The sequence below is a fragment of the Pseudomonas lijiangensis genome, assembly GCF_018968705.1.
Taxonomy (GTDB): Bacteria; Pseudomonadota; Gammaproteobacteria; order Pseudomonadales; family Pseudomonadaceae; genus Aquipseudomonas; species Aquipseudomonas lijiangensis.
In genome coordinates this window covers 4119914-4140912 of record NZ_CP076668.1, presented here as the reverse complement: position 1 = coordinate 4140912, position 20999 = coordinate 4119914, and the positions used below count along the sequence as shown (strand labels likewise).

Here is a 20999-nt window from a genome sequence, read left to right as displayed (position 1 = left end):
GCTGGCCTGCTGCCGCCCCTTCAGAGGTGCCTTAATTCGTCACAGGTTTGTCTTTTGGCGCTTGAGTATTTTCTTCCGGCATCTTGCGGAAGTACGTCGAGAGCAGGGCGCCCGAGATATTGTGCCAGACGCTGAACAGCGCACTGGGCACCGCCGCCAGCGGTGAGAAGTGAGCGCTGGCCAGTGCTGCGCCGAGCCCCGAGTTCTGCATGCCGACTTCCAGGGCCAGGGATTTGCGCTGCGGCAGCGGCAGCTTGAATACCTTGCCGGTGAAGTAGCCCAGCAGGAAACCGAAGGTGTTGTGCAGGATCACCACGGCCATGATCAGCAGGCCGGACTCGGCGATCTTCGCCTGACTGGCGGCGACCACGGCGCAGACGATCATTACGATGCTGACCACCGAAATCAGTGGCAGTACGTCGACCGCATGGCTGACCCGGGCACCGAGCAGACGCTGGGCGGCGACGCCGAGGCAGATCGGCAGCATCACCAGTTGCAGGATCGACCAGAACATATCCAGGAAGGACACCGGCAGCCAGGCCGAGGCCAGGAACCAGATCAGGGCCGGGGTCAGCAACGGGGCGAGCAGGGTGGTGACGGCTGCGATAGCCACGGCCAGCGCCAGATCGCCCTTGGCCAGCCAGGCCATGACATTGGACGAAGTGCCGCTCGGGCAGCAACCGACCAGGATCACGCCGACGGCAATTTCCGGTGGCAGATGAAAGATCTGGCACAGCAACCAGGCAACGCCCGGCATGATCACGAAATGCGCGACCACACCCAGGGCCACGCGCCAGGGGTTGCGCACCACTTCAGAGAAATCTTCAAGCTTGAGGGTCAGGCCCATGCCGAACATGACCAGCCCCAGCAACGGGACAATCCAGCCTTTGAGGCCGATGAACACCTGAGGGAACAGGAACGCCAGAATGGCGAACAACAGCACCCAGTACGCAAACGTATTCCCTACAAAACGGCTCAAGGCTACCAGTGCCCGCATGGCTCGCTCCTTTTTCTGTATCCATAAAAGAGGCGCCGCCTATAGAGGCGGCGCGGTCCTGTTGCAGTCCAGACGGACGAATCAGATCCCTTGCGGGATTTCTTCGCCGCCCAGTGCCTCGAACAGCTCGGGCAGGAACTCGCCGAAGGTCAGCATCATCAGGGTGAAGCTGGCGTCCAGTTGGCCCAGGGCTTCGTCGCCGCCGTCCTGTTCTGCCTGATCCTGCAGCAGGTCCTCGAACTTCAGGCGCTTGACCACCAGCTTGTCGTCCAGCACGAACGACAGCTTGTCCTGCCAGGCCAGGGAAAGCTGGGTGACGACCTTGCCGGTGTTCAGGTGCAGCTGGATTTCATCGCTGGTCAGGTCCTGACGCTTGCAACGCACGATCCCGCCATCTTCGTGGGTGTCGCGCAGTTCGCACTCGTCCAGAACGAAGAAGTTGTCGGCGGCTTTCTGGGTCTTGACCCAGTCGGTCATGATTGCGCTTGGCGCGGTCTTGACGGTCAGCGGACGAACCGGTAGCGAGCCGATGACTTCGCGCAGGGTCGACAGCAGATCTTCGGCACGTTTCGGGCTGGAAGCGTTGACCAGAATCAGGCCCTGTTTCGGCGCGATGGCGGCAAAGGTCGCCGAGCGACGGATAAAGGCGCGAGGCAGGAAGGCCTGGATGATTTCATCCTTGATCTGGTCGCGTTCTTTCTTATAGACCTTGCGCATCTGTTCGGCTTCGATCTCGTCGACCTTTTCCTTCAATGCATCACGCACCACGCTGCCGGGCAGAATGCGCTCTTCCTTGCGCGCAGCAATCAGCAGGAAGTCCTGGCTGACGTGCACCAGTGGTGCGTCCTCGCCCTTGCCGAACGGCGCGACGAAACCGTAAGTGGTCAACTCCTGGCTGGCACAGGCGCGGGCCGGCTTGGTCGCCAATGCAGTTTCCAGCGCCTCGGCATCAAAAGGTACATCCTGGGTCAGGCGATAGATAAGCAGGTTTTTGAACCACATGAGGTGAATCTCTCCTTCCATACAAAGGAGGGCATTATTCGCTGCTCGGGCGTCCGGGCCAACCCTGCGCTAAGCCTTTGGAAGGATTATAAAAATTATTTAAAAAAGTGCTTGCCAGAGTATGGGGCGCTCCGTAGAATGCGCGCCACACCGAGAGTGAAGGGTGATTAGCTCAGCTGGGAGAGCATCTGCCTTACAAGCAGAGGGTCGGCGGTTCGATCCCGTCATCACCCACCAATCTCTCTCTTAGTGTTACGCGCAGCGGTAGTTCAGTCGGTTAGAATACCGGCCTGTCACGCCGGGGGTCGCGGGTTCGAGTCCCGTCCGCTGCGCCATATTCAGCTTTAAGGCCCTTGAACTCCTTGAAGCAACCAGAAAAGCGACCTTAGGGTCGCTTTTTTGCTTTCTGCTGTCCAGAAATCCCTCATCCTCATGTAGGAGCGAATTCATTCGCGAGACGGTATTCCAGGCGATGCATTTTCTTTGCTTCCTTCGCGAATGAATTCGCTCCCACTCCAGATTTCTCTGCTTATATTCATTTTTTGGATTAAGTGTCTTTGTATAAATCAATATTTATCATATTAGCTTATAGCGAAATAGAAGTTTTTCTACGCCATTGATTCCGTTATGTTTGGTTTCGACAGCCTACCCCTCACCTCGGATGGTACCAATCGTGATCAAGGTTCTGCGCGCATGCCATCGCGCAAACAGGCCAGGAGCCTGGGTTTGCAAGGCATGCCAGGGTGATCCACCACTGACCCCTGTTGCAGGATCGTTGGAAGGGAGTTCGATGTATGTTGCCAGCTCAATCCCGTTATCCGGGTTTCTCTCGCCCTGTCGCTGACAGGCGCTCTGCAGTATTCCAGCCACCCGCTCGTCCGGCTGCGCACCGTTAGCTTTCGTTTTGTCCCGGCTGTTTTCAGGCGTCGGGGCCGGATGCAGGCATCAACCCATAAATGCACTTCGCGCTGTCTCGATGACGGCGTGAGTGCCCGACCGCGCAATCTGGATGAGCGGGCTGCAATGGCGGCCCTTTGGAGTGGATGTGCAGAGAGTCTTACAGGATGTTCATGGGCCAAGGCGCGCCATGGGTCTGAATCCATTGGCTCTGGCCGTGGGAGGTATGCTGCTGGCCAGCACGGTTCAGGCGCAGGAAGCTGCGTCGAAGAGTGGCGATACCCTTTCTACCGTGGTGGTGACCGGTAACCGAGGCGCCGAGCAGCGCACGGTCACCAGCAGCCCGGTGCCGATCGATGTGGTCAGTGCCAGGCAATTGCAAAGCACCGGCAAGCCCGGTCTGATGGAAGCCTTGAGTGCGGTGATTCCATCCCTGACCCTGCCGGAAAAAACCGGCTGGGACGCCAGCGGCATGGCCCGTGCGCCGAACCTGCGTGGCCTCAGTGCCGCCGAAGTGCTGGTGCTGGTCAATGGCAAGCGTCGCCACACCAGCGCAACCCTCAACATCAACGGTATCAATACCGGCGCGGCTCCTGCCGATCTGGATTTCATTCCCATCAGCGCTATCGATCATGTCGAAGTGCTGCGCGACGGGGCTGCCGCTCAATACGGTTCCGACGCCATCGCCGGGGTGATCAATATCATCCTCAAGGCCGATACCAGCGGCACGTCCGTGACCAACGCGGGCATTGGGTATGACGGCAAGAAGCAGACGGTTCAGCAGAGCCTGAACAAGGGGTTCGAGATTGGCGATGGCGGCATCGTGCAGTTGGCGCTCGATGCCCGCAGCCAGAACGATGACAACAAGGCCAGTGCCAACGGCTACACCTACGAGCAGGCGCTGGATCGGGCGGGCAAGTCCACCTATGGCGGCTACGGTACACCGAAGATCAACCTGCTGACCCTGGGCTACAACGCGGAACTGCCGGTCAGCGACGACCTCAGCCTTTACTCGTTCACCACGTATTCACGGCGCAAGGCCGAGCAGGGCCAGAACTTTCGTCTGCCGACCATCACCAACACCATTACCACCGGCCCCAACGGATACCCGGCCGGTTATGTGCCGATCTGGTACATCGACGAGGAGGATTTCCAGGCGGCGTTCGGTGCCAAGGGTCAGGTCGGCGAGTGGGACTGGGACCTGTCTTCCACTTATGGACGCAACGAAGCCGAGCAGGGCACCGAGCGTAACCAGAACCCTTCACTGGGCGAGGCAACCCCCAACCATTTCACTTCTGGCACCTGGATTGCCACCGAGCTGACGACCAATCTGGACTTCAAGCGCGGCTTCGATGTCGGCCTGCAAAAACCTCTGGATCTGTCTTACGGATTCGAGCATCGCCGTGACGGGTATGAGGTCCAGGAAGGTGACTGGGCTTCCTATGCCAATGGTGGATATTGTGTCGCGCCGGGCAACTGCGCTTCTTCCGGCGCGCAGGTCACCAACGGTATTTCTCCCGACGAAGCCAGCAGCGCCACCCGCAACAGCGTCGCCAGTTATGTCGATGCAGGTTTCAACCCGTTGCCGCAGTGGTACCTGGGCACGGCGCTGCGCTATGAGCACTACAACCAGGGCGTGGGCGCGACCCGCAGCGGCAAGCTGACCACCCGTTATGACTTCACCCCCGAGTTCGCTGTGCGGGCGACCGTGAGCAACGGTTTCCGTGCGCCCTCGCTGGCCAACAGTCTGTTTAGTGCCCGCTCGACCACCTATGGCGTGGTGAATGGCGTCTACCAGTCCATCAACTTTGGTGTGCTGCCGGTCGCCTCGGATGCGGCTCGAGCCCTGGGTGCCGAAGACCTCAAGCCTGAGCGCTCCACCAACTTCAGCCTGGGCTTCACCCTGACGCCGACCGAGCGTCTGAGCCTCACCACCGATGCCTATGTGATCAACATTCGTGACCGTATCACCCTGACCGGCACGCTGCTGGGCAATGAGGTCACCCAGGTGCTGCAGGACAACGGCGTCAACTCGACCTCGGGTGGCCAGTACTTCATCAATGGTGCCGATACCCGGACCAAAGGCGTGGACGTGGTCGGTAACTACAGCCAGGACCTGGGCGCGTTCGGTTCGGTGAAGTGGACTGCGGCGTTCAACTGGAACCAGACCGAAATCCTCAGCTACAAGGCCTCCACCACCATTCTCGGTACTTCCTATGACCTGATGGATCGTGAAGCCCGCAATGTCATTACCGGTATTCAGCCCAAGACCAAGCTGATTCTGGGCGGCGACTGGAGCATCGACAGGTTCACTATCAACCTGGCCCTGACCCGCTACGGCTCCTACAAGGAGGTCAATGATTCCGGCGACCGCTCTCTGGATCGTATCTACGCGGCCAAATGGATCACCGATCTGGACGTCGGCTACAACCTCACCAAAGACCTGAACATCGCCGTGGGTGCCAAGAACCTGTTCGACGTCTACCCCAAGAAACAGGGCATCCCCAGCAACACCATGACCAGTAGCTACGGCACTTACTCACCCTTCGGATTTACCGGTGGTTACTACTACACCCGCCTGACGTATGCCTTTTGAACGGGCGCACCGTCACCGCGCCCCTGCTGTTCGACATCAATGAAACACGATCACGTGTGATTGCGTGCGAGGAACCCGAGATGCCCATTGTCGCCAAACCGTTCGACCTCCGAGAGGGGACTCACTACAAGGTATCCGATGCTCAGGCAGCGGTTCCTGTCGGGACTTTGCAGGTGGTTCCGGCCCGTCATCCCTGGCGTTGGGTGGGGTCTGTTTTTGCAGCACTGGTGCTGCTGGGGATTGTCCATTCGCTGGCCACCAACCCGCGCTGGGAGTGGGATGTGTTCGCCAAATGGTTCTTCTCGCCCTCGGTATTGCGCGGGTTGGGGCAGACCTTACTTCTCACGGTATTGAGCACGGTGTTCAGTGTGTTGCTGGGTACGGTGCTGGCACTGGCGCGCCTGTCGAAGTCGCCGTTGCTGGCATCGCTGGCCTGGGGCTACATCTGGTTTTTCCGTTCCATGCCAGCGCTGCTGGTATTGATCATCCTCTACAACTTTGCCTACCTCTATGATCACATCGTGCTGGGCGTGCCGTTCACCGGGATCGTGCTGGCCGAGTGGTCTACCGTCGACGTGTTGAGCCAGTTCACCGTGGCGGTGTTGGGCCTGAGCCTGATGCAGGCGGCCTATACCGCAGAGATCATTCGTGGCGGCATCATCAGCGTCGACAACGGCCAACATGAAGCAGCGGCTGCGCTGGGACTGCCGGCACAGCGGCGGATTTTCCGCATCATCCTGCCTCAGGCTCTGCGTTCGATCCTGCCTTCGGGGTTCAACGAAATCATCGGACTGGTCAAGGGCACTGCCATCGTTTACGTGCTGGCGCTGCCGGACCTGTTCTACACCGTGCAGGTCATCTACAACCGCACCCAGGCGGTGATTCCGCTGCTGATCGTCGCCACGGTCTGGTACCTGATCATCACCACCTTGCTGACTTGTGCCCAGTATTACATCGAGCGCCATTTTGCCCGTGGCACGGCGCGTGTTCTGCCGCCGACGCCCTTGCAACGTCTGCGCCACTGGTTCAAGGAGAAGACCCATGGCTGAGTCGGCAATGGCGGTGCGCGCCGGGCGCATCCAGATCCAGAACGTGGGCAAGCGTTTCGGTAATCAGGAGGTGCTGCGCAACATCGACCTGACCATCGAGCCGGGCAAGGTCACGGTCATTCTCGGGCCTTCCGGTTCCGGCAAGTCGACCCTGCTCAGGACCATCAATCACTTGGAGAAAATCGACAGCGGGCACATCACCATCGACGGTGAATATGTCGGCTATCGCCGCCAGGGCAACCTGCTCTATGAGCTCAAGGAAAGCGAGATCCTCAAGCGTCGCATCGACGTGGGTTTCGTGTTCCAGAACTTCAACCTGTTCCCGCACCTGACGGCCTGGGAAAACATCGCCGAAGCCCCTCTGGCCCACAAGCGCTGGAGCAAGACCGAGGCCCGTGAAAGAGCGCTTGAACTGCTGGGCAAGGTGGGCCTGCAAGACAAGGCCGACGCCTACCCACGGCAACTTTCCGGAGGGCAGCAACAGCGGGTGGCCATTGCCCGCGCCCTGGCGCTCGATCCCAAAGTGCTGCTGTTCGACGAGCCGACTTCCGCGCTGGACCCGGAACTGGTGGGCGAGGTGCTGGACGTTATCAAGGGCCTGACCCGACTGGGCGTGACTCTGGTGGTCGTGACCCACGAAATCGGCTTTGCCAAAGAAGTGGCCGACCACGTGGTGTTTCTCTGCGAAGGCCGGTTGATCGAGCAAGGTCCTCCCGAACAGATATTTCGCCAACCCCGCCATCCTCGCACCATCGCCTTTCTGGGCAAGGTGTTGTGAGCGTTTCGAGTGTTAAAGGAGTGACTCCCATGCTTGCAAATACCGCGCGTCTGGCGCTGCTGACCCTGGCCATCGGGCTGGCTCAACCTGTGATAGCTGCCGAAAGTACCACGCCGTCGACCGTGCAGAAGGTCAACCTGAGCCCTGATCAGCAGCGCATTCGTGCACCGCGCAATGAGGAAGCCATCGCGCAGATTCCTCAGGGCTTCAAGTTCGCCCAGCCGGGCAAGTTCACGGTTGCCGTCTCCGGGACTGCCGGGCCACCTTTGGCGCTGCTGGCTTCCGATGACAAGACCACCATCGGCAGTGAAGCCGACACTGCGCAACTGGTGGCCGACAGTCTTGGCCTGGAACTCAATGTGGTACAGGCCAGTTGGGAGGACTGGCCGCTGGGTGTCAGCTCGGGCAAATACGATGCGGTCATCAGCAACGTGACGGTCACCGAAGCGCGCAAGAAACGTTTCGATTTCGCCACCTATCGACAGGACGTGCTGGGCTTCTATGTGAAGGCGAACAGCAAGATCACCTCCATCAAGCAGGCCAGCGATATTGCCGGGTTGAAGATCATCGTCGGCTCCGGCACCAATCAGGAAAAAGTCCTGCTGGCCTGGAACGAAGAAAACGAGAAGGCCGGAATCAAGCCTGCCTTGCTGCAGTACTACGACGATGTGGCGGCCGCGCAACTGGCGGTTCAGTCCGGGCGGGTCGATGCCACCTTTGGCCCCAATGCGCTGTCGGCCTACTCCCAGGCCTTGACCAACGGCATCCGTCTGGTGGGCATCGTCAACGGTGGCTGGCCGCGCCGCGCCGATATTGCAGTGACCACGCGCAAGGACAACGGCCTGGTCAAGCCGATCCATACCGCGCTTCAGGGTGTGATTGCCGGCGGGCAATATGATCAGGTGCTCAAGCGCTGGGGGCTGGATGTGGAGCGTATCGATCAATCGGAAATCAACCCGCCAGGTTTGCCGGATTGAGTCATTCAGGGAGGACATGAACATGGGACTGACACGACGTGAGGCGCTTTCGAGCATTGCAGCGGTAGGTGGCGAGCAAGCCGTCAAAGGAGCGCTGGCAGCACTGGGGCTGGGGCCTTCGTCCCATCGGCGGCCACAGCCCTTGAAACTGAAAGCCGATACGGGGCAGGGCGCCAGTGTGCTGGTACTCGGTGCCGGGATTGCCGGGCTGGTCACGGCGCTGGAACTGACCCGTGCCGGGTTCAAGGTGCAGGTGCTGGAGGCTCGCGATCGTGTGGGTGGCCGCACCTGGACCCTGCGCAATGGCGACAGGGTCGATTACCTCGATGGCCGTACGCAAACCGCGCAGTTCGATCAGGGTGTGTATTTCAATGCTGGCCCGGCACGGATTCCGAGCCAGCATCGAACCTTGCTCGACTATTGCAGCGAGCTGGGTGTACCGCTGGAAGTGCTGGTCAACACCAGTCATGGTGCGCAAGTGCGTCCTGATCTGGAACGGCCTGCTTTCACGGTAGGGCAGGCAATCAACGATGCTCGCGGGCACCTGTCCGGGTTGCTGGCCAAGGCGGTTCAGCGCGATGCACTGGATGATGTGTTGAGTGCCGAAGAGCGTACCCGTCTGCTGGCGTTTTTGCAGGTGTATGGCGACCTGTCTCAGGAACTGGCCTATGAAGGCAGCATTCGCTCCGGTCATCAGGATTCACCCAGCCATCCGGGGGCTTTGCCGGGCAGTGTGGCGCCGGTCACGCTGGATCGACTGCTGCATCCCGAGTTGTGGGGCGCGTTACTGCATTCCGAATTTCCCGAATTCTCGGCCACGATGTTTCAGCCGGTGGGCGGCATGGATCGCATCACCGATGCCTTCTACAGTCGCCTGACCGATCAGGTGCAACTGGGCGCGCAGGTGCGCCGTATTCGTCAGCTCGAAGAGGGCGTGGCGGTCACTTATCACGATAAACACAGTGGCCGCGAGCAAGTGGTGCGTGCCGACTATCTGGTGTCCACCTTGCCATTGCCGCTGCTGGCCAGGCTCGACACGGATTTCAGTGATCCGGTGAAGGCCGCGTTGCTCAGCACTCATAACGCCCACGCGACCAAAGTGGCCTGGCAGTCGCCGCGATTCTGGGAAAGCGAGTACCGCACCTATGGCGGGATTTCCTGGATCGAGCATCCGGCGCGACTGCTCTGGTATCCCAGCAACGACCTCAATACCCGCGAGGGCCTGCTGGTGGCCGGGTATGTCACGGGCGAGGGCGCCGACACCTTCGGCACCCAATCCCTCGATACCCAGTTCTCGACCTCCCGTGAAGCAGTGGAATTACTTCATCCGGGCTACTCGCAACAGTTGCGCCATCCATTGGCGGTGTCCTGGGAGCAGATCCCGTTCAGCGAAGGCCCATGGCTGCAACGGGAACTGTTTCCGGCCCAGGCCAGCGCCTTGCTGGAAGAGGCTCATGGCCGGGTGTACTTCGCTGGCGACGGGCTTGTGCAAAGCGGGGTCGGCATCTGGCAGGAATCGGCAGCCAACTCTGCGCGCCATGTGGTAGCGCAACTGGGGGAACGGGTTATCGAACAGCGAAACAAGGCCGCCATCGGCGCGCTATGACCATCCATTGAAGGAGATACAACCATGAGCGACCTCATCAAACGCACCAGTGTCGGTGATTTCCCCATCTCGCAGACGGTGACCGTTCCGGCATCGGCCAGCCTGGTATTCGTCAGCGGCACCTTGCCGGATGTGGCTGATCCGCAAGCTCCCGCAGGTACGCCTGCGGCGTTCGGCAATACCGAAACCCAGACCGTTTCGGTGTTCAACAAGCTACGCAATATCCTGCGCCAACAGGATCTGGATCTGGGCGATATCGTGCAGTTGCGGGTGTTTCTGGTGGGCGCTGAAGAAACCGGCGGCAAGCTGGACTTCGCCGGATTGCAGGCCGGTTATACGCAATTCTTCGGCACCGCCGAACAGCCCAACAAGCCGGCGCGCACGGCGCTGCAAGTCGTAGCCCTGCCATTGCCGGGGGCTCTGGTGGAGGTCGAGGCGATCGCGGCCAGGACGGCGTAATTCTTGCCCCATGTCATATCCGGATATGCCTGTTCTGCCTTGAAAGCTCCTTACGCTTCGCACTCATTCAGTGCCAGGCACAAGGAGCCTTCATATGCAGCCAAGACTACGGCGAACCCGGCGATCAGTCGCTTATTCCTCTCATCCCCGCATGCCTTCGCTCAGCGAACCCTTCGATCATCCTGATGATGTGGCGCGTCATGTTCATGAGGTTATCGGTAACCGACGTGATCGTGAGTATGGCGGCTTTATTCTTGTGCGCGACGATGGAAAATACGTCGCTACCGAACCGATGGCCGGCAAGACCTTTCAGTTCGATCCCAATGATGTATTTCCAAGTCATGAAAAGGAGGGGTATGTCTTTTATCCGGTCGGGCATAGCGATTATGCGATCTACCATTCCCATCCATCGTTCGCTGCCGGCCTGGATGTCTGGCCCGAGAGTGAGAAGGACACCTACCCCAACAGTTTGTCCATCGCCGATATCTATGCAGTGATCGATGATCATGCCTACAGCTCCGTCACCTACCTGTCCGGGCCGGACGGTTCCCTGATCAAATACACCCTGTCTCATTCCAGTGCCGAAAAAAAACTGTTCGCCCGGGTGTCCGGTCCTCCTGACAGACCTCACCAGTGTGAACTCAGTGAGATGTACAGGGCGTTACGAGCCCAGACCCTCATGCCCAGCGATGTGGTCCGGCTTCTGGCCAGTGCTGGCGATCTGCAGGTGGTGGTGACCAGTCGTCTGTGGGGCAGGCCCGGCAAGGTGACGAGTGACTGGCGACCTTATCCTGAAATGCCGGTTGCGGTTATCTGCGATGGGGTCTGGCCGCCGGCTCCGTTGCTTCTGAGCCCTGAGTTCTCCAGTGCCGATGAGGCTGCACGCTACGTGCATGGACGTATTGGCCCCCGTGCTCATTCACAGGCCATCGGCTTTTTGCTGATGGATCCTCGGCGGGGCCGGTATCGTGCGGCCGAGCCTGTTCTTGGCGATGGCAGCATGGTGTACGCGCCCTGTTCGGTCTTCCATCCCGATGAGTATTACCGGCCACCCTTGCCTGAGGGCTATCGCATCGACGGCATGTATTTCTCTCCGGATACCGTTGTTTCCAATGCGATCCGGCAGGAAGGCCGCAACTTCTTTCAACCGGACGATCTGCATCGTATGTTCGAGTATCGCCACGTACCTGCACGCCGCTCGAAACTGGTGCCGGTTCGCTATGGTTTCACGATGTCCGAGGTTTACTTCTCGTCTCCCGATGGGGCTTTGCTGGGGTACACGCCGAGTCGTTCGGCCGAGGAATATCAGTTGCTCAGGCAGGTTTCGCGGACGTATTCGGGGACCGGGTCGATACAGGCGCAATTGGCCGCCGGGACCCTATTGTCGTCCGATTTCGTTCGCAAAGTGGCTCAGGCAGGGCGTCTGCGGGTGATACAGATCAGTCGAAACTGGCCGAAAGTGGGGGTCATTGCTCCGTCCGTGTCTGGATCGGGAAGCTGAACTGCAACTGAACAGTGCGTCGTAAGCCAGAGAAAACCTTTGTTTACCTGAACTTATCGCGCTTTAGCCTCTCTCATGCCGGTAGCCATTGATCGCGGCGGCCTGATAAGCTCGCGGCTTTACTCGTTTGCCCTATTGGCGCATGGACAAGGAATTAGCATGAAACAGCATCGGTTGGCAGCGGCGATTGCCCTGGTCGGTCTGGTACTCGCAGGTTGTGACAAGCAAGCCAGCACTGTAGAGCTGAAAACCCCGGCACAAAAAGCGTCGTATGGTATTGGTCTGAACATGGGCAAAAGCCTGGCTCAGGAAGGTATGGACGATCTGGATTCCAAGGCTGTGGCCCTGGGTATCGAAGACGCCGTTGGCAAGAAAGATCAGAAACTGAAAGACGAAGAGCTGGTTGAAGCCTTCGCAGCGCTGCAGAAGCGTGCCGAAGAGCGTATGGCCAAGCTGAGCGAAGAGTCGGCGGCAGCCGGCAAGAAATTCCTCGAAGAAAACGGCAAGAAACCGGGTGTTGTCACCACTGCTTCCGGCCTGCAGTATGAAATTGTCAAGAAGGCAGATGGCGCTCAGCCAAAGCCGACTGACGTTGTAACTGTTCATTACGAAGGCAAGTTGACTGACGGCAAGGTGTTCGACAGTTCCGTCGAGCGCGGCAGCCCGATCGATCTGCCTGTCGGCGGCGTGATTCCAGGTTGGGTCGAAGGCCTGCAACTGATGCACGTTGGCGAGAAGATCAAACTCTTCATCCCTAGCGACCTGGCTTACGGCGCACAGAGCCCGAGCCCTGCAATCCCTGCCAACTCGGTTCTGGTCTTCGATCTGGAACTGCTGGGCATCAAGGATCCGGCTGCTGCGGCACCTGAAGCTGAAGAAGAACCGGCTCCGGCCAAGGCCAAGAAGTAACATCTGGCCCGGTTTTTCCAAACGCCCTGTCTCGACAGGGCGTTTTTGTATCTGGCGTATTTCCCGAACGCTTCGTTGCCCGTACAGTCCCACTATCATGGCGCGATGAAGATTGTCTGACAGTTCGTCACGATTGCACGGGAATAGTCGTATTAAACCCGTAAGTCAACGATTTTATGGGCTTTTTTATGTGAGTAAAAAATGCCCGATTTAAGCTGGACCCCCGTAGGACGGGGCGCTCAGGCACGAAAACGGACGCTGTTCACAAGGTTATCCACAGCTTATGTGGATAACCTTATAAACGGACAGCAGACTGGAGCTTGTTTACCGACATCACCTCATTGAGCGGGAGTGAACATGAAAGCACCCTGGAACTTCATTCGTTACCTGCCCGGAGCCCGCCGTCTGCTTGCAGCAGGACGGTTGCCGGGCCTGCTGTTTGCCGTGGCGCGCAAAGGTTCGACCGAGGGCAGTCGGCTGGGACGTATCAAGGAGGACCTGCGTCTGTTGCAGGCGCTCTGCCTGGCCTACTGGCGCGGGGAATACCGTGACATCAGTCCCAAGGCCATTCTGTCCATCGTGGCGGGGCTGATGTACTTCCTGAGCCCTCTGGATGCGATTCCCGACTGGATTCCGGGCCTGGGGATGTTCGATGACATTGCTGTCCTGGCCTGGATCATGAAACACCTGACCGACGAACTGGACGCCTTTCGCGCCTGGCGCGAGCGTCAGTCACCCGAGAAGCTCATCGTGGTTGAGCGGCTGCCCGAGACTCAGGCAGCTCTGGAAAGGGAAGGCGGCAAGTACTGACGGTTTCAGTTCTGTTACACCAGCTGTATCAATCCGCTGTTACTATGCCTGCGTCTGGAGCAAGCCTATACAAAATGTGTTTCTGTCCTACAGGGGGGTGTATGGATCTTCAAGTGATTTCTCGTGATGGAGAGCCGGAATATGCAGTTCTGCCGTGGGCTCAGTATCAGGCGCTCCTGAAAGCCGCAGGCTTTGCGGACAAGGCACGTACGGAGCCGGTCCAGGCATCCAGCGAAGCTTCCAGTCCCGATTACCCGGCTTTTGATCAGTTGGCTGCCCTGCGCGAAGCCAAGGGGCTTGAAGCCGCGAAGCTGGCGCGGTCAGTCGGTATCAGCCCGTCCTATCTGGAGCTGATCGAAAACGGAACCCGCGAACCCGATGCCGCGATCAAACGCAGCCTGGCATGGGAGCTGGGGCTTCCAGGCTGGAGAAGCGAGTCATGAGTGTGCGCATCAGTCGTCAGCATTGGGATGGACTGTTGAGCGAACTGGACGATGCGCGCCGCCAGCGTCATCTGGTGACCTACAGGGCCTTGCTGGAGCGCCTGCAATTGCCCAGCCCTGCGATGCAGACCCTGACCGCCGCCCTTGAGCATCTGGCGGCTCTGGATGTACGTGCCGAGCAGCCACTGCGCAGCTCGCTGGTCATCAGCCAGGGTGCGAGCCGTTTACCGCGTCCTGGTTTCTTCGAATGCGTCGAGCGACTGGGCAGGTTTTCCGGGCCTTCCGATGGCGTAGCCGCTGCCGCCTGGCATGCTTCGGAAGTGGTGCGGGTTTTCGAGTTCTCCTATCCCGAGCCGTTGTAGGAATTCCCCGTCCTTTGGTGAGTGAGGTCTTTGTGGGAGGGGCCTTGGCCGCGACGACCTGCTCAAAGGCAATACATTTTCAGTGCCTTCATACTGGCTGTCGCGGCCAAGGCCCCTCCCACGGATTGCGACCCAGCCATCTGCTTTGATCGGCGCGAATCGACTCAGGCACTGGATAGCAAATCCAGCCTCAACGAATCGATCACATGCACGCTGCCACCTGCCACATCCTTGGCGAAGTGTTTGGCCTGGGAGGCCAGGTCGGCCAACTGGCTGGCGTCCACTTGTGAGCAGCTTTCCTTGCGCAGATGGACCACCCCGATCGACAGCGACAGCAGCGCAAACTCCTGGCGCTGGCCCTGGCGATTCAGCGCAGTGAAGCAGCCGGTTTGCAGGTGTTCGGCCCTGTAGAAGCGTCGGCACTGGTTCTGGAAGTCATCGAGCAGGGACTGCAGGCGTTTTTCCCACTCCTCGAAACCCAGCACCATCAGAAAGTCATCGCCGCCAATATGCCCGACAAAATCACGGCTCGGGTCGATACGATCGTTCAGGCATTGGGCCAGACACAGCAAGACCTCGTCGCCACGGGCGTAACCGTAGATATCGTTGAAAGGCTTGAAGCTGTCGATGTCGACATAGCAGATTATCGATTCACGTCCTTGTTGCAGCAGGCGCGTCAGGCATTGCTGGATCGGCACATTACCCGGCAGCAGGGTCAGCGGGTTGGCGTAGCGGGCCTGCTGGATTTTCAGCTCGGTAATCAGTTTCAGGACATCGATCACCCGGCCCAGGCCAATATAGATCCCGTTGCTGGTGATGATGAAATCTTCTTCGATGCGCTGGCGTGCCCGGCTGGTCAGCAGTCGGCTGACCTGTTGCAGGGACTGGTTCACCTCCACGGCTAAAAAGTCATCGCTCATCAGGCGGCTGATGGGTTTGCGGGCAAACAGCTCGGTGCCGAACGGTTTGAGCAGCACTTCCGACAACGAGTGACGATGAACAATGCCGCAGGGCCGCAAGTGCTCGTCCAGCACGGCCAGTGAGTTGAGATTTGCCTGTTTGCGGAAGGCTTCGAGCACGTCGGCGGTCGGGGTTTCCTGATTGACCGACGGTTGCGGGTTGAGCAGAGCGCTCAGGTCCGGCGCTTCTTCGTTCAGGGATATGGTGGCCACTTCGGTCTTGGGCAGCATGACCCGCACGTCCCGTGACGGGCGTTCCTGAGGACGGGCCAGGAGATAACCCTGTACCAGATCCACGCCCATTTCGGTCAGCGCCGTCAGTTCTTCCGGCAGTTCGATGCCTTCGGCGATCACCGTGGCCCGTGACGCCTTGGCCATTTGCAGCATGGAGCCGACAAACTCGCGCTTGACCGCATCCTGATGAATGCCGTCGATGAAGTGCCGGTCGATCTTCACGTAATCGGGGCGCAGTTCCGACCACAGCCTCAGGCTGGAGTAACCGGCACCCAGATCATCCAGTGCGATGGAAAACCCCATGTCGCGGTAATGGTGCAGCGCGTTGTACAGCAGCTCGAAATCATCGGTAGGCATCTGCTCGGTCAGTTCGATCACCACATCTTTCGGGGCGATGCCGTAGCGTTGCAGCATTTCGAGGGTGCGGCCCGGTGGATGGGAGGCTTCCAGCAGCGATTCGGGGGAGACATTGAGAAACAGCTTGCCCGGCAGCTTCTGCTGGCTGAAGCGACGACAGGCGCCGTCGCGGCAGGTCAGTTCCAGCTCGCTGAGGCGACCTGCCTTGCGTGCCACGGAGAACAGATTGATGGGAGAGTGCAGCTTGCTGTTGGACGGGCCTCGGGTCAGGGCTTCATAGCCCAGGATGCTGCGTCCCGAGAGCGAAACGATGGGTTGGAACAGGCTGTGCAAATCACTACGAGCCAGAATAGAACTCAGTGCACTCAACTGCTCATTCATCGTCATGGCGGTCTCTGGATGTAAAAAGGGGCTGAACGCGCTTACGCTCAGCCCCTTATTACACTACAGATCAATGACCGTTTAATGACAGATGCCATTACTTAGCCATTAACGATAAGCGGTCACTTCTTTGCGACCGACCCACTCAGCCCCAGGTAGTCGATCAGAATGCGCCCGGTTTCCGCCAGGTAGGCGTCATCCTCGGGTTTGGTCTTCTCGTTTTCTACCGGCAGAGCATCCTCATCCTCTTTTTTCAGCTCCTTGAGCGGCTCCTCACCCTTGGCCTTGCGGCGGGTGTTTTCCAGAGCCAGCTGCTTGTTTTCAATCGAGGTGTGTTCGGCACGACGATCCGCTTCGTTGAGGCTGACGGTTTTTTCGCTCATCAGCTTCTTGGCCAGGGCAAGGCGGTCTTCGATGAAGACAAACTCGGCGTCCTTGGCAGTACGGGCTTCATGACGCGACTGCAACTGCGCCAGGAATGGCTTGAACGGATCGATGGCAGGCTTGATCGCCGGCTTGATGCTGTCCCATGGCATGGCCTCGGGCAGGGCGCTTTCGCCGATTTCCTTGGTGTCGATCAGCGACGGGTAAGTGATGTCCGGTACCACGCCCTGATGCTGGGTGCTCTGACCGGATACCCGGTAGAACTTGGCCAGTGTCAGTTTCAGCTCGCCATGGTTGAGCGGCTGGATGGTTTGTACGGTGCCTTTACCGAAGGTCTGCCCGCCGATCACCAGTGCGCGGTGATAGTCCTGCATGGCGCCTGCGAAAATCTCCGAGGCCGATGCTGACAAACGGTTGACCAGCAACGCCATCGGACCTTTGTAGAAGGCACCTTTGGCTTCGTCTTCGAGGACATCGACCTTGCCGTCGGCATTGCGCACCAGAACGGTCGGGCCTTGTTCGATGAACAGGCTGGTCAGTTCGGTGGCTTCCTGGAGGGAGCCGCCGCCGTTGTTGCGCAGGTCCAGCACGACGCCGTCGACATTCTCTGCCTTGAGTTCGGTCAGCAGTTTCTTGACGTCGCGGGTGGTGCTCTTGTACTGCGGATCACCGGCACGGTAGGCCTTGAAGTCCAGATAGAAGGCTGGAATCTCGATGACGCCGAGCTTGTAGTCCTTGCCATCCTGATTCAGGTGCAGGATCGACTTCTTCGCCGCCTGCTCTTCAAGCTTGACCGCTTCGCGGGTGATGGAAACGATCTTGCTGGTCTGGTCGTTCGGGGCATTGCTGGCAGGAATGACTTCCAGGCGTACCACCGAGCCTTTTGGCCCGCGAATCAGTTTGACCACTTCGTCCAGGCGCCAGCCGATCACATCGACCATTTCCTTGTCGCCCTGGGCGACACCGACGATCTTGTCGGCCGGAGCGACCTGCTTGGTCTTGGCTGCCGGGCCTGCCGGTACCAGACGCACGATCTTCACGTTGTCGCTGTCGCTCTGCAACACGGCGCCGATGCCTTCCAGCGACAGGCTCATGTTGATGTCGAAGTTTTCCGCGCTGTCGGGAGACAGGTAATTGGTGTGCGGATCGTAGGACATGGCGAAGGTATTGATGTACGCCTGGAAGATATCTTCAGCGCGGGTCTGGCCCAGGCGCGCCAGCTGATTCTTGTAACGCTTGGTCAGGGTTTCCTGGATCTTCGACGGATCCTTGCCAGCGATCTTCAGACGCAGGACTTCATCCTTGACGCGTTTGCGCCACAGCTCGTCGAGTTCGGCTTCGTTCTTGGGCCAAGCGGCGTCCTTGCGGTCGACCAGCAGGGTTTCCTTGGTGTTGAAGTCGATCTTGTCGACGCCCTTGTTCAGTTCTGCCAGCACGAAATCCATCCGCGCTTTCACGCGATCCAGATAACGCTTGTACATGATGAAGCCAGGGTTCAGGTCGCCGCTCTTGAGGAAGTCGTCGAACTGGGTCTGCCACTTGTCGAATTCTGTGATATCGCTGGCTGTGAAATAGCTGCGGGCCGGGTCCAGAAGCTTCAGGTAGCTCTGATAGATGATGACCGAGCGTTTGTCGTCCAGCGGCGGTTTGCTGTAGTGATGCCGCTTGAGCAGCTCGACCACATTGAGACTGGCAACCACTTCGTCGCGGTCCGGCTGAAGATTATCCCAGCTGTTGGCGGCAAAAGTGCTGGCTGACATCGGCAACAGGCTCAGGCCGATAGACAGTGCGAGGGCGGTGCTTGGGAGTAAGTGCTTCATGCTGATTCGACGTGGTGACAAGTGAGAACGCATATTAGGCCGTCTTTGAGGTCGCCGGTTCCTTCGGACCCGGCCGCATAATGCAAAAGCCCGGCTAAACAGCTTCGGGCTCAGTCTGGACTCACTATGGCGGCACTCTGAAGGCATTGCAAGGCGTCCAAGCATATGTCTCGGGGCTGGAAGCCTTGGGGGCGGTGATGAGTGCAGAATGTGTTCGGGGCCGGATGGCGGCACTTGTCGCGGCAGACGATGCGACAGGTGAGCATCTGGAGGTCTTGATGAGCTTCGGTGCCAAACAGGGTTGATTCAGCCAGTATTCAGCTTTTGCGTACTGTATGCGACTGGAAAGCGGACAGGTGGGGCAGCCAAATGCCCCACAAGTTGCCGGGCGACCGGGATATCGAGATTTCCCGGATTCAGATTCAAGGGACCCATTCAGTCCAGCTCAGGTTGTCCAGAAGTAACGTGTGCTGGCCTAGAGATAGCTTGCAAAAAAGGCATGGCCGACTGAGATGAATTTCCTGGGAAACGATGCCAGTGCCAGATAGCAGTTGTGCTTCAACGATAGATATTTGATCCATGTCGTAAAAGGTGATGTGATCCTGGGTGGCGTCCGCGCCAACGTGAGACATTTTCAGGGTCTTGATCAAGCCATTAAAATTGATCGTGAACTGGTTATCCCCTGTGGTCTCAAAGGTACGGCTGCCGAAGGCTGGATAAGTTGTGCCAAGGCTTACAAGAGAGGCCGGTCTCACGTGCATGAAAACGGTCATGTCATCCGAGCACCTCACCGTTCCATTAACCGGAAAATGTAGGGTGGGAATGCTTTCCCAGTTCTCGGAGCCGTTGACCGGGTAGTAAGAGATAATTATCAGGTTATCGACCGGAAACGACGTCCTGGTCTCTCCGCCGTCGAACGATACCTCCATGATCAAACGCAGGTAGGCCTGGTGTTTGAGTTTTTGAAGCTCGCTCAACGCCACCTTGGTGCTCTGGGCCGTGTCACTGGTGATCGCGAAGTTCTGCCAGATCGGGTGATTCCAGTTATAGTCCGAGCCATCGCGGGCGGTGCTTTCGAGGCGCAGCCAGATGCGCTGACCTGTTGCGATGAGCGGCCAGGCCTCGATGGTCAGATCTGCATCTTCATTTAATTGGTTGATACGCAGTACGTTGCCGGGGTACGAGGCTTGTGTGATTTTCGGTGTCGGCAGAGACGAGCCGGGTAATGCCTGTACCGTCAGAGTCAGTACATCGGACTCCAGCTCATTCGAGTCACGGCTCACGATATAAGTGACCTCCAGTGTTTTTCCCAGCGCAGAGGCAATGGCGGCGGGTGGAACGGTAAATTCGACCTGCTTCGCAGGGCTGCCTGGCCGGGAAACCGGATGGGTCACGTCCTCGTAGCCGTTCCAGCGCACGCGGATAATGTCGGTATCGAGCATGCTGGGGTAAGCCACCACCACGGTTGCACCTTCTACGGCCAGAAGTGGGTCCAGCACGCCTTCAGGCGCTTCCTTAACCGTCGGAGCGGGTGTCAGCAAGATATCCACGGCGGTGAATGCGGCGAGCGAATAGCGCGACCAGTTGCTCACCCGGTCGCTGATCTCGTAATAGACCGCCAGGTTCTCACTGTTGCCAGCAGCCTTTTGCAACGCAGATGGCACGACGATAGTCTGTGGCTTGCCGGTTTCGCCGGATGGCAGCGGCGGGTTCTCGACGACGAATTCGTTGCTCGCCCAGAATACCCGGAGAACATCGCCTTCCTCCATGTTGTCCCAGGCTGCGATGCTTAATGGCAGATCGGTTGGCGTCTCGATAGTCGAAGGCAGGTTTTCTACAGATGCCAGATTATCGTTGATGTAGGGCGTGTGGTTGTCCGTATCCAGCCCGCCGGGCACGCTGCGTTTGACCCGTACCTGGCGCACGGGAGAATCATTGGGTGTACCGCCCGCAGCGGGCGTGATCCGGTAGAACACCTCGCAAACTTCAGGCTCGTCGGGAATATCCTGAGGCAGCACTGAAAAGTCGATGGAGGGCCGATCAGGGTTGGCAAACAGGCTCTGGATGACCTGACCGTTCCAGAGCAATTCGATGAGGTCGCCTTTGAGCGTACCGACCGGCGTGACTGCGAACAGCGCCACGCCTTTTTGAGGGTCCTTGAGATCGGTCCAGCCCAGCCCGCTGTTGCCGCAGAGGTCGATTGACGGGATTTGCAGGGCAGTCAGCTTTCCGGATGGCTGGCTTGACGGGATTGAGGGAGTATTCATGAATGGTTCCTTGCTGAGTCATGACTTACTTGAAGGCGGGTACACCGTGGCGATGCACGTCGGTTGAGCCGGGCTGAGGTAATGAGCGCAGGCTGGATCAGGTGCCTGAATCCTCCAGAATCCTTTCCGGAGTCCAGCAATGCGGCAGTGTCAGGGAGTATTTAATCGATGAATCTGCCTGTCACTGTCAGAAATGACAGTGCCGGACGGT

Annotated in this window: 16 protein-coding genes and 2 tRNA genes; 13 read left to right on the top strand and 5 right to left on the bottom strand. The window is 58.8% G+C overall.

The genetic code is table 11. From position 1 onward, the window contains the following. Positions 1-31: 31 nt before the first annotated feature. Together KQP88_RS17110 and rdgC are read right to left on the bottom strand one after the other, a co-directional pair. Entirely contained in the window at positions 32-997 is a 966-nt protein-coding gene (locus KQP88_RS17110; RefSeq protein WP_216703705.1) for a bile acid:sodium symporter family protein, read from the bottom strand. A gap of 81 nt (positions 998-1078) precedes the next feature. After that, complete coding sequence (gene rdgC, locus KQP88_RS17105) at positions 1079-1999, bottom strand: recombination-associated protein RdgC (protein WP_025261164.1); 921 nt, start codon at positions 1997-1999, stop codon at positions 1079-1081. Between the two features lie 161 nt (positions 2000-2160). Here rdgC and KQP88_RS17100 point away from each other — a divergent pair. The 13 genes from KQP88_RS17100 (at position 2161) to KQP88_RS17040 (ending at position 14386) form a co-directional block, all read left to right on the top strand. Then, positions 2161-2236 (top strand) — tRNA-Val (locus tag KQP88_RS17100). 21 nt (positions 2237-2257) lie between these two features. Continuing rightward, positions 2258-2334: transfer RNA gene (locus tag KQP88_RS17095), tRNA-Asp, on the top strand. A 752-nt stretch (positions 2335-3086) separates the two neighbouring features. Next, on the top strand, positions 3087-5492 hold the full coding sequence (locus KQP88_RS17090; protein WP_216703704.1) for a TonB-dependent receptor plug domain-containing protein: 2406 nt from the start codon (positions 3087-3089) through the stop codon (positions 5490-5492). Positions 5493-5572: 80 nt separating this feature from the next. After that, a complete protein-coding gene (locus KQP88_RS17085) occupies positions 5573-6541 on the top strand; it encodes an amino acid ABC transporter permease (RefSeq protein WP_216703703.1) in 969 nt (322 codons plus the stop codon). Continuing rightward, positions 6534-7319 (top strand): amino acid ABC transporter ATP-binding protein, encoded by a 786-nt coding sequence (locus tag KQP88_RS17080; protein WP_216703702.1) that lies wholly within the window; start codon positions 6534-6536, stop codon positions 7317-7319. The genes KQP88_RS17085 and KQP88_RS17080 overlap by 8 nt, the downstream gene beginning before the upstream one ends. A gap of 29 nt (positions 7320-7348) precedes the next feature. After that, positions 7349-8296, top strand: a complete 948-nt coding sequence (locus KQP88_RS17075) for an ABC transporter substrate-binding protein (protein ID WP_200992535.1) — start codon at positions 7349-7351, stop codon at positions 8294-8296. Between the two features lie 22 nt (positions 8297-8318). Further along, entirely contained in the window at positions 8319-9902 is a 1584-nt protein-coding gene (locus KQP88_RS17070) for a flavin monoamine oxidase family protein (protein WP_216703701.1), read from the top strand. A 24-nt stretch (positions 9903-9926) separates the two neighbouring features. Further along, a complete protein-coding gene (locus KQP88_RS17065) occupies positions 9927-10361 on the top strand; it encodes a RidA family protein (protein ID WP_200992533.1) in 435 nt (144 codons plus the stop codon). Positions 10362-10455: 94 nt separating this feature from the next. Next, positions 10456-11862: a DUF4329 domain-containing protein gene (locus KQP88_RS17060; RefSeq protein ID WP_216703700.1), complete on the top strand. Its 1407-nt coding sequence runs from the start codon at positions 10456-10458 to the stop codon at positions 11860-11862. Positions 11863-12021: 159 nt separating this feature from the next. Beyond that, a complete protein-coding gene (locus KQP88_RS17055; RefSeq protein ID WP_198725413.1) occupies positions 12022-12771 on the top strand; it encodes an FKBP-type peptidyl-prolyl cis-trans isomerase in 750 nt (249 codons plus the stop codon). Between the two features lie 357 nt (positions 12772-13128). Further along, entirely contained in the window at positions 13129-13581 is a 453-nt protein-coding gene (locus tag KQP88_RS17050) for a YkvA family protein (RefSeq protein WP_200992531.1), read from the top strand. Positions 13582-13682: 101 nt separating this feature from the next. Then, a complete protein-coding gene (locus KQP88_RS17045) occupies positions 13683-14024 on the top strand; it encodes a helix-turn-helix domain-containing protein (protein ID WP_216703699.1) in 342 nt (113 codons plus the stop codon). After that, entirely contained in the window at positions 14021-14386 is a 366-nt protein-coding gene (locus KQP88_RS17040) for a hypothetical protein (RefSeq protein ID WP_200992529.1), read from the top strand. Before KQP88_RS17045 ends, KQP88_RS17040 begins: the two co-directional genes overlap by 4 nt. A gap of 164 nt (positions 14387-14550) precedes the next feature. Here KQP88_RS17040 and KQP88_RS17035 read toward each other — a convergent pair whose 3' ends face one another. The 3 genes from KQP88_RS17035 to KQP88_RS17025 all read right to left on the bottom strand — a co-directional run bounded on the left by KQP88_RS17035 (position 14551) and on the right by KQP88_RS17025 (position 20788). After that, positions 14551-16323, bottom strand: coding sequence for a bifunctional diguanylate cyclase/phosphodiesterase (locus tag KQP88_RS17035; RefSeq protein ID WP_216703698.1), 1773 nt, complete (start codon positions 16321-16323; stop codon positions 14551-14553). A 116-nt stretch (positions 16324-16439) separates the two neighbouring features. Further along, positions 16440-18521 (bottom strand): carboxy terminal-processing peptidase, encoded by a 2082-nt coding sequence (locus KQP88_RS17030; protein WP_200992527.1) that lies wholly within the window; start codon positions 18519-18521, stop codon positions 16440-16442. A gap of 422 nt (positions 18522-18943) precedes the next feature. Continuing rightward, entirely contained in the window at positions 18944-20788 is a 1845-nt protein-coding gene (locus KQP88_RS17025; RefSeq protein ID WP_216703697.1) for a hypothetical protein, read from the bottom strand. Positions 20789-20999 lie beyond the last annotated feature (211 nt).

What these genes read in the sequence shown, in the direction of transcription:
- KQP88_RS17110 (WP_216703705.1), bottom strand. Translation starts at nt 997, where the DNA reads ATGCGGGCACTGGTAGCCTTGAGCCGTTTTGTAGGGAATACGTTTGCG.
- rdgC (WP_025261164.1), bottom strand. Translation starts at nt 1,999, where the DNA reads ATGTGGTTCAAAAACCTGCTTATCTATCGCCTGACCCAGGATGTACCT.
- KQP88_RS17090 (WP_216703704.1), top strand. Translation starts at nt 3,087, where the DNA reads ATGGGTCTGAATCCATTGGCTCTGGCCGTGGGAGGTATGCTGCTGGCC.
- KQP88_RS17085 (WP_216703703.1), top strand. Translation starts at nt 5,573, where the DNA reads ATGCCCATTGTCGCCAAACCGTTCGACCTCCGAGAGGGGACTCACTAC.
- KQP88_RS17080 (WP_216703702.1), top strand. Translation starts at nt 6,534, where the DNA reads ATGGCTGAGTCGGCAATGGCGGTGCGCGCCGGGCGCATCCAGATCCAG.
- KQP88_RS17075 (WP_200992535.1), top strand. Translation starts at nt 7,349, where the DNA reads ATGCTTGCAAATACCGCGCGTCTGGCGCTGCTGACCCTGGCCATCGGG.
- KQP88_RS17070 (WP_216703701.1), top strand. Translation starts at nt 8,319, where the DNA reads ATGGGACTGACACGACGTGAGGCGCTTTCGAGCATTGCAGCGGTAGGT.
- KQP88_RS17065 (WP_200992533.1), top strand. Translation starts at nt 9,927, where the DNA reads ATGAGCGACCTCATCAAACGCACCAGTGTCGGTGATTTCCCCATCTCG.
- KQP88_RS17060 (WP_216703700.1), top strand. Translation starts at nt 10,456, where the DNA reads ATGCAGCCAAGACTACGGCGAACCCGGCGATCAGTCGCTTATTCCTCT.
- KQP88_RS17055 (WP_198725413.1), top strand. Translation starts at nt 12,022, where the DNA reads ATGAAACAGCATCGGTTGGCAGCGGCGATTGCCCTGGTCGGTCTGGTA.
- KQP88_RS17050 (WP_200992531.1), top strand. Translation starts at nt 13,129, where the DNA reads ATGAAAGCACCCTGGAACTTCATTCGTTACCTGCCCGGAGCCCGCCGT.
- KQP88_RS17045 (WP_216703699.1), top strand. Translation starts at nt 13,683, where the DNA reads ATGGATCTTCAAGTGATTTCTCGTGATGGAGAGCCGGAATATGCAGTT.
- KQP88_RS17040 (WP_200992529.1), top strand. Translation starts at nt 14,021, where the DNA reads ATGAGTGTGCGCATCAGTCGTCAGCATTGGGATGGACTGTTGAGCGAA.
- KQP88_RS17035 (WP_216703698.1), bottom strand. Translation starts at nt 16,323, where the DNA reads ATGACGATGAATGAGCAGTTGAGTGCACTGAGTTCTATTCTGGCTCGT.
- KQP88_RS17030 (WP_200992527.1), bottom strand. Translation starts at nt 18,521, where the DNA reads ATGAAGCACTTACTCCCAAGCACCGCCCTCGCACTGTCTATCGGCCTG.
- KQP88_RS17025 (WP_216703697.1), bottom strand. Translation starts at nt 20,788, where the DNA reads ATGAATACTCCCTCAATCCCGTCAAGCCAGCCATCCGGAAAGCTGACT.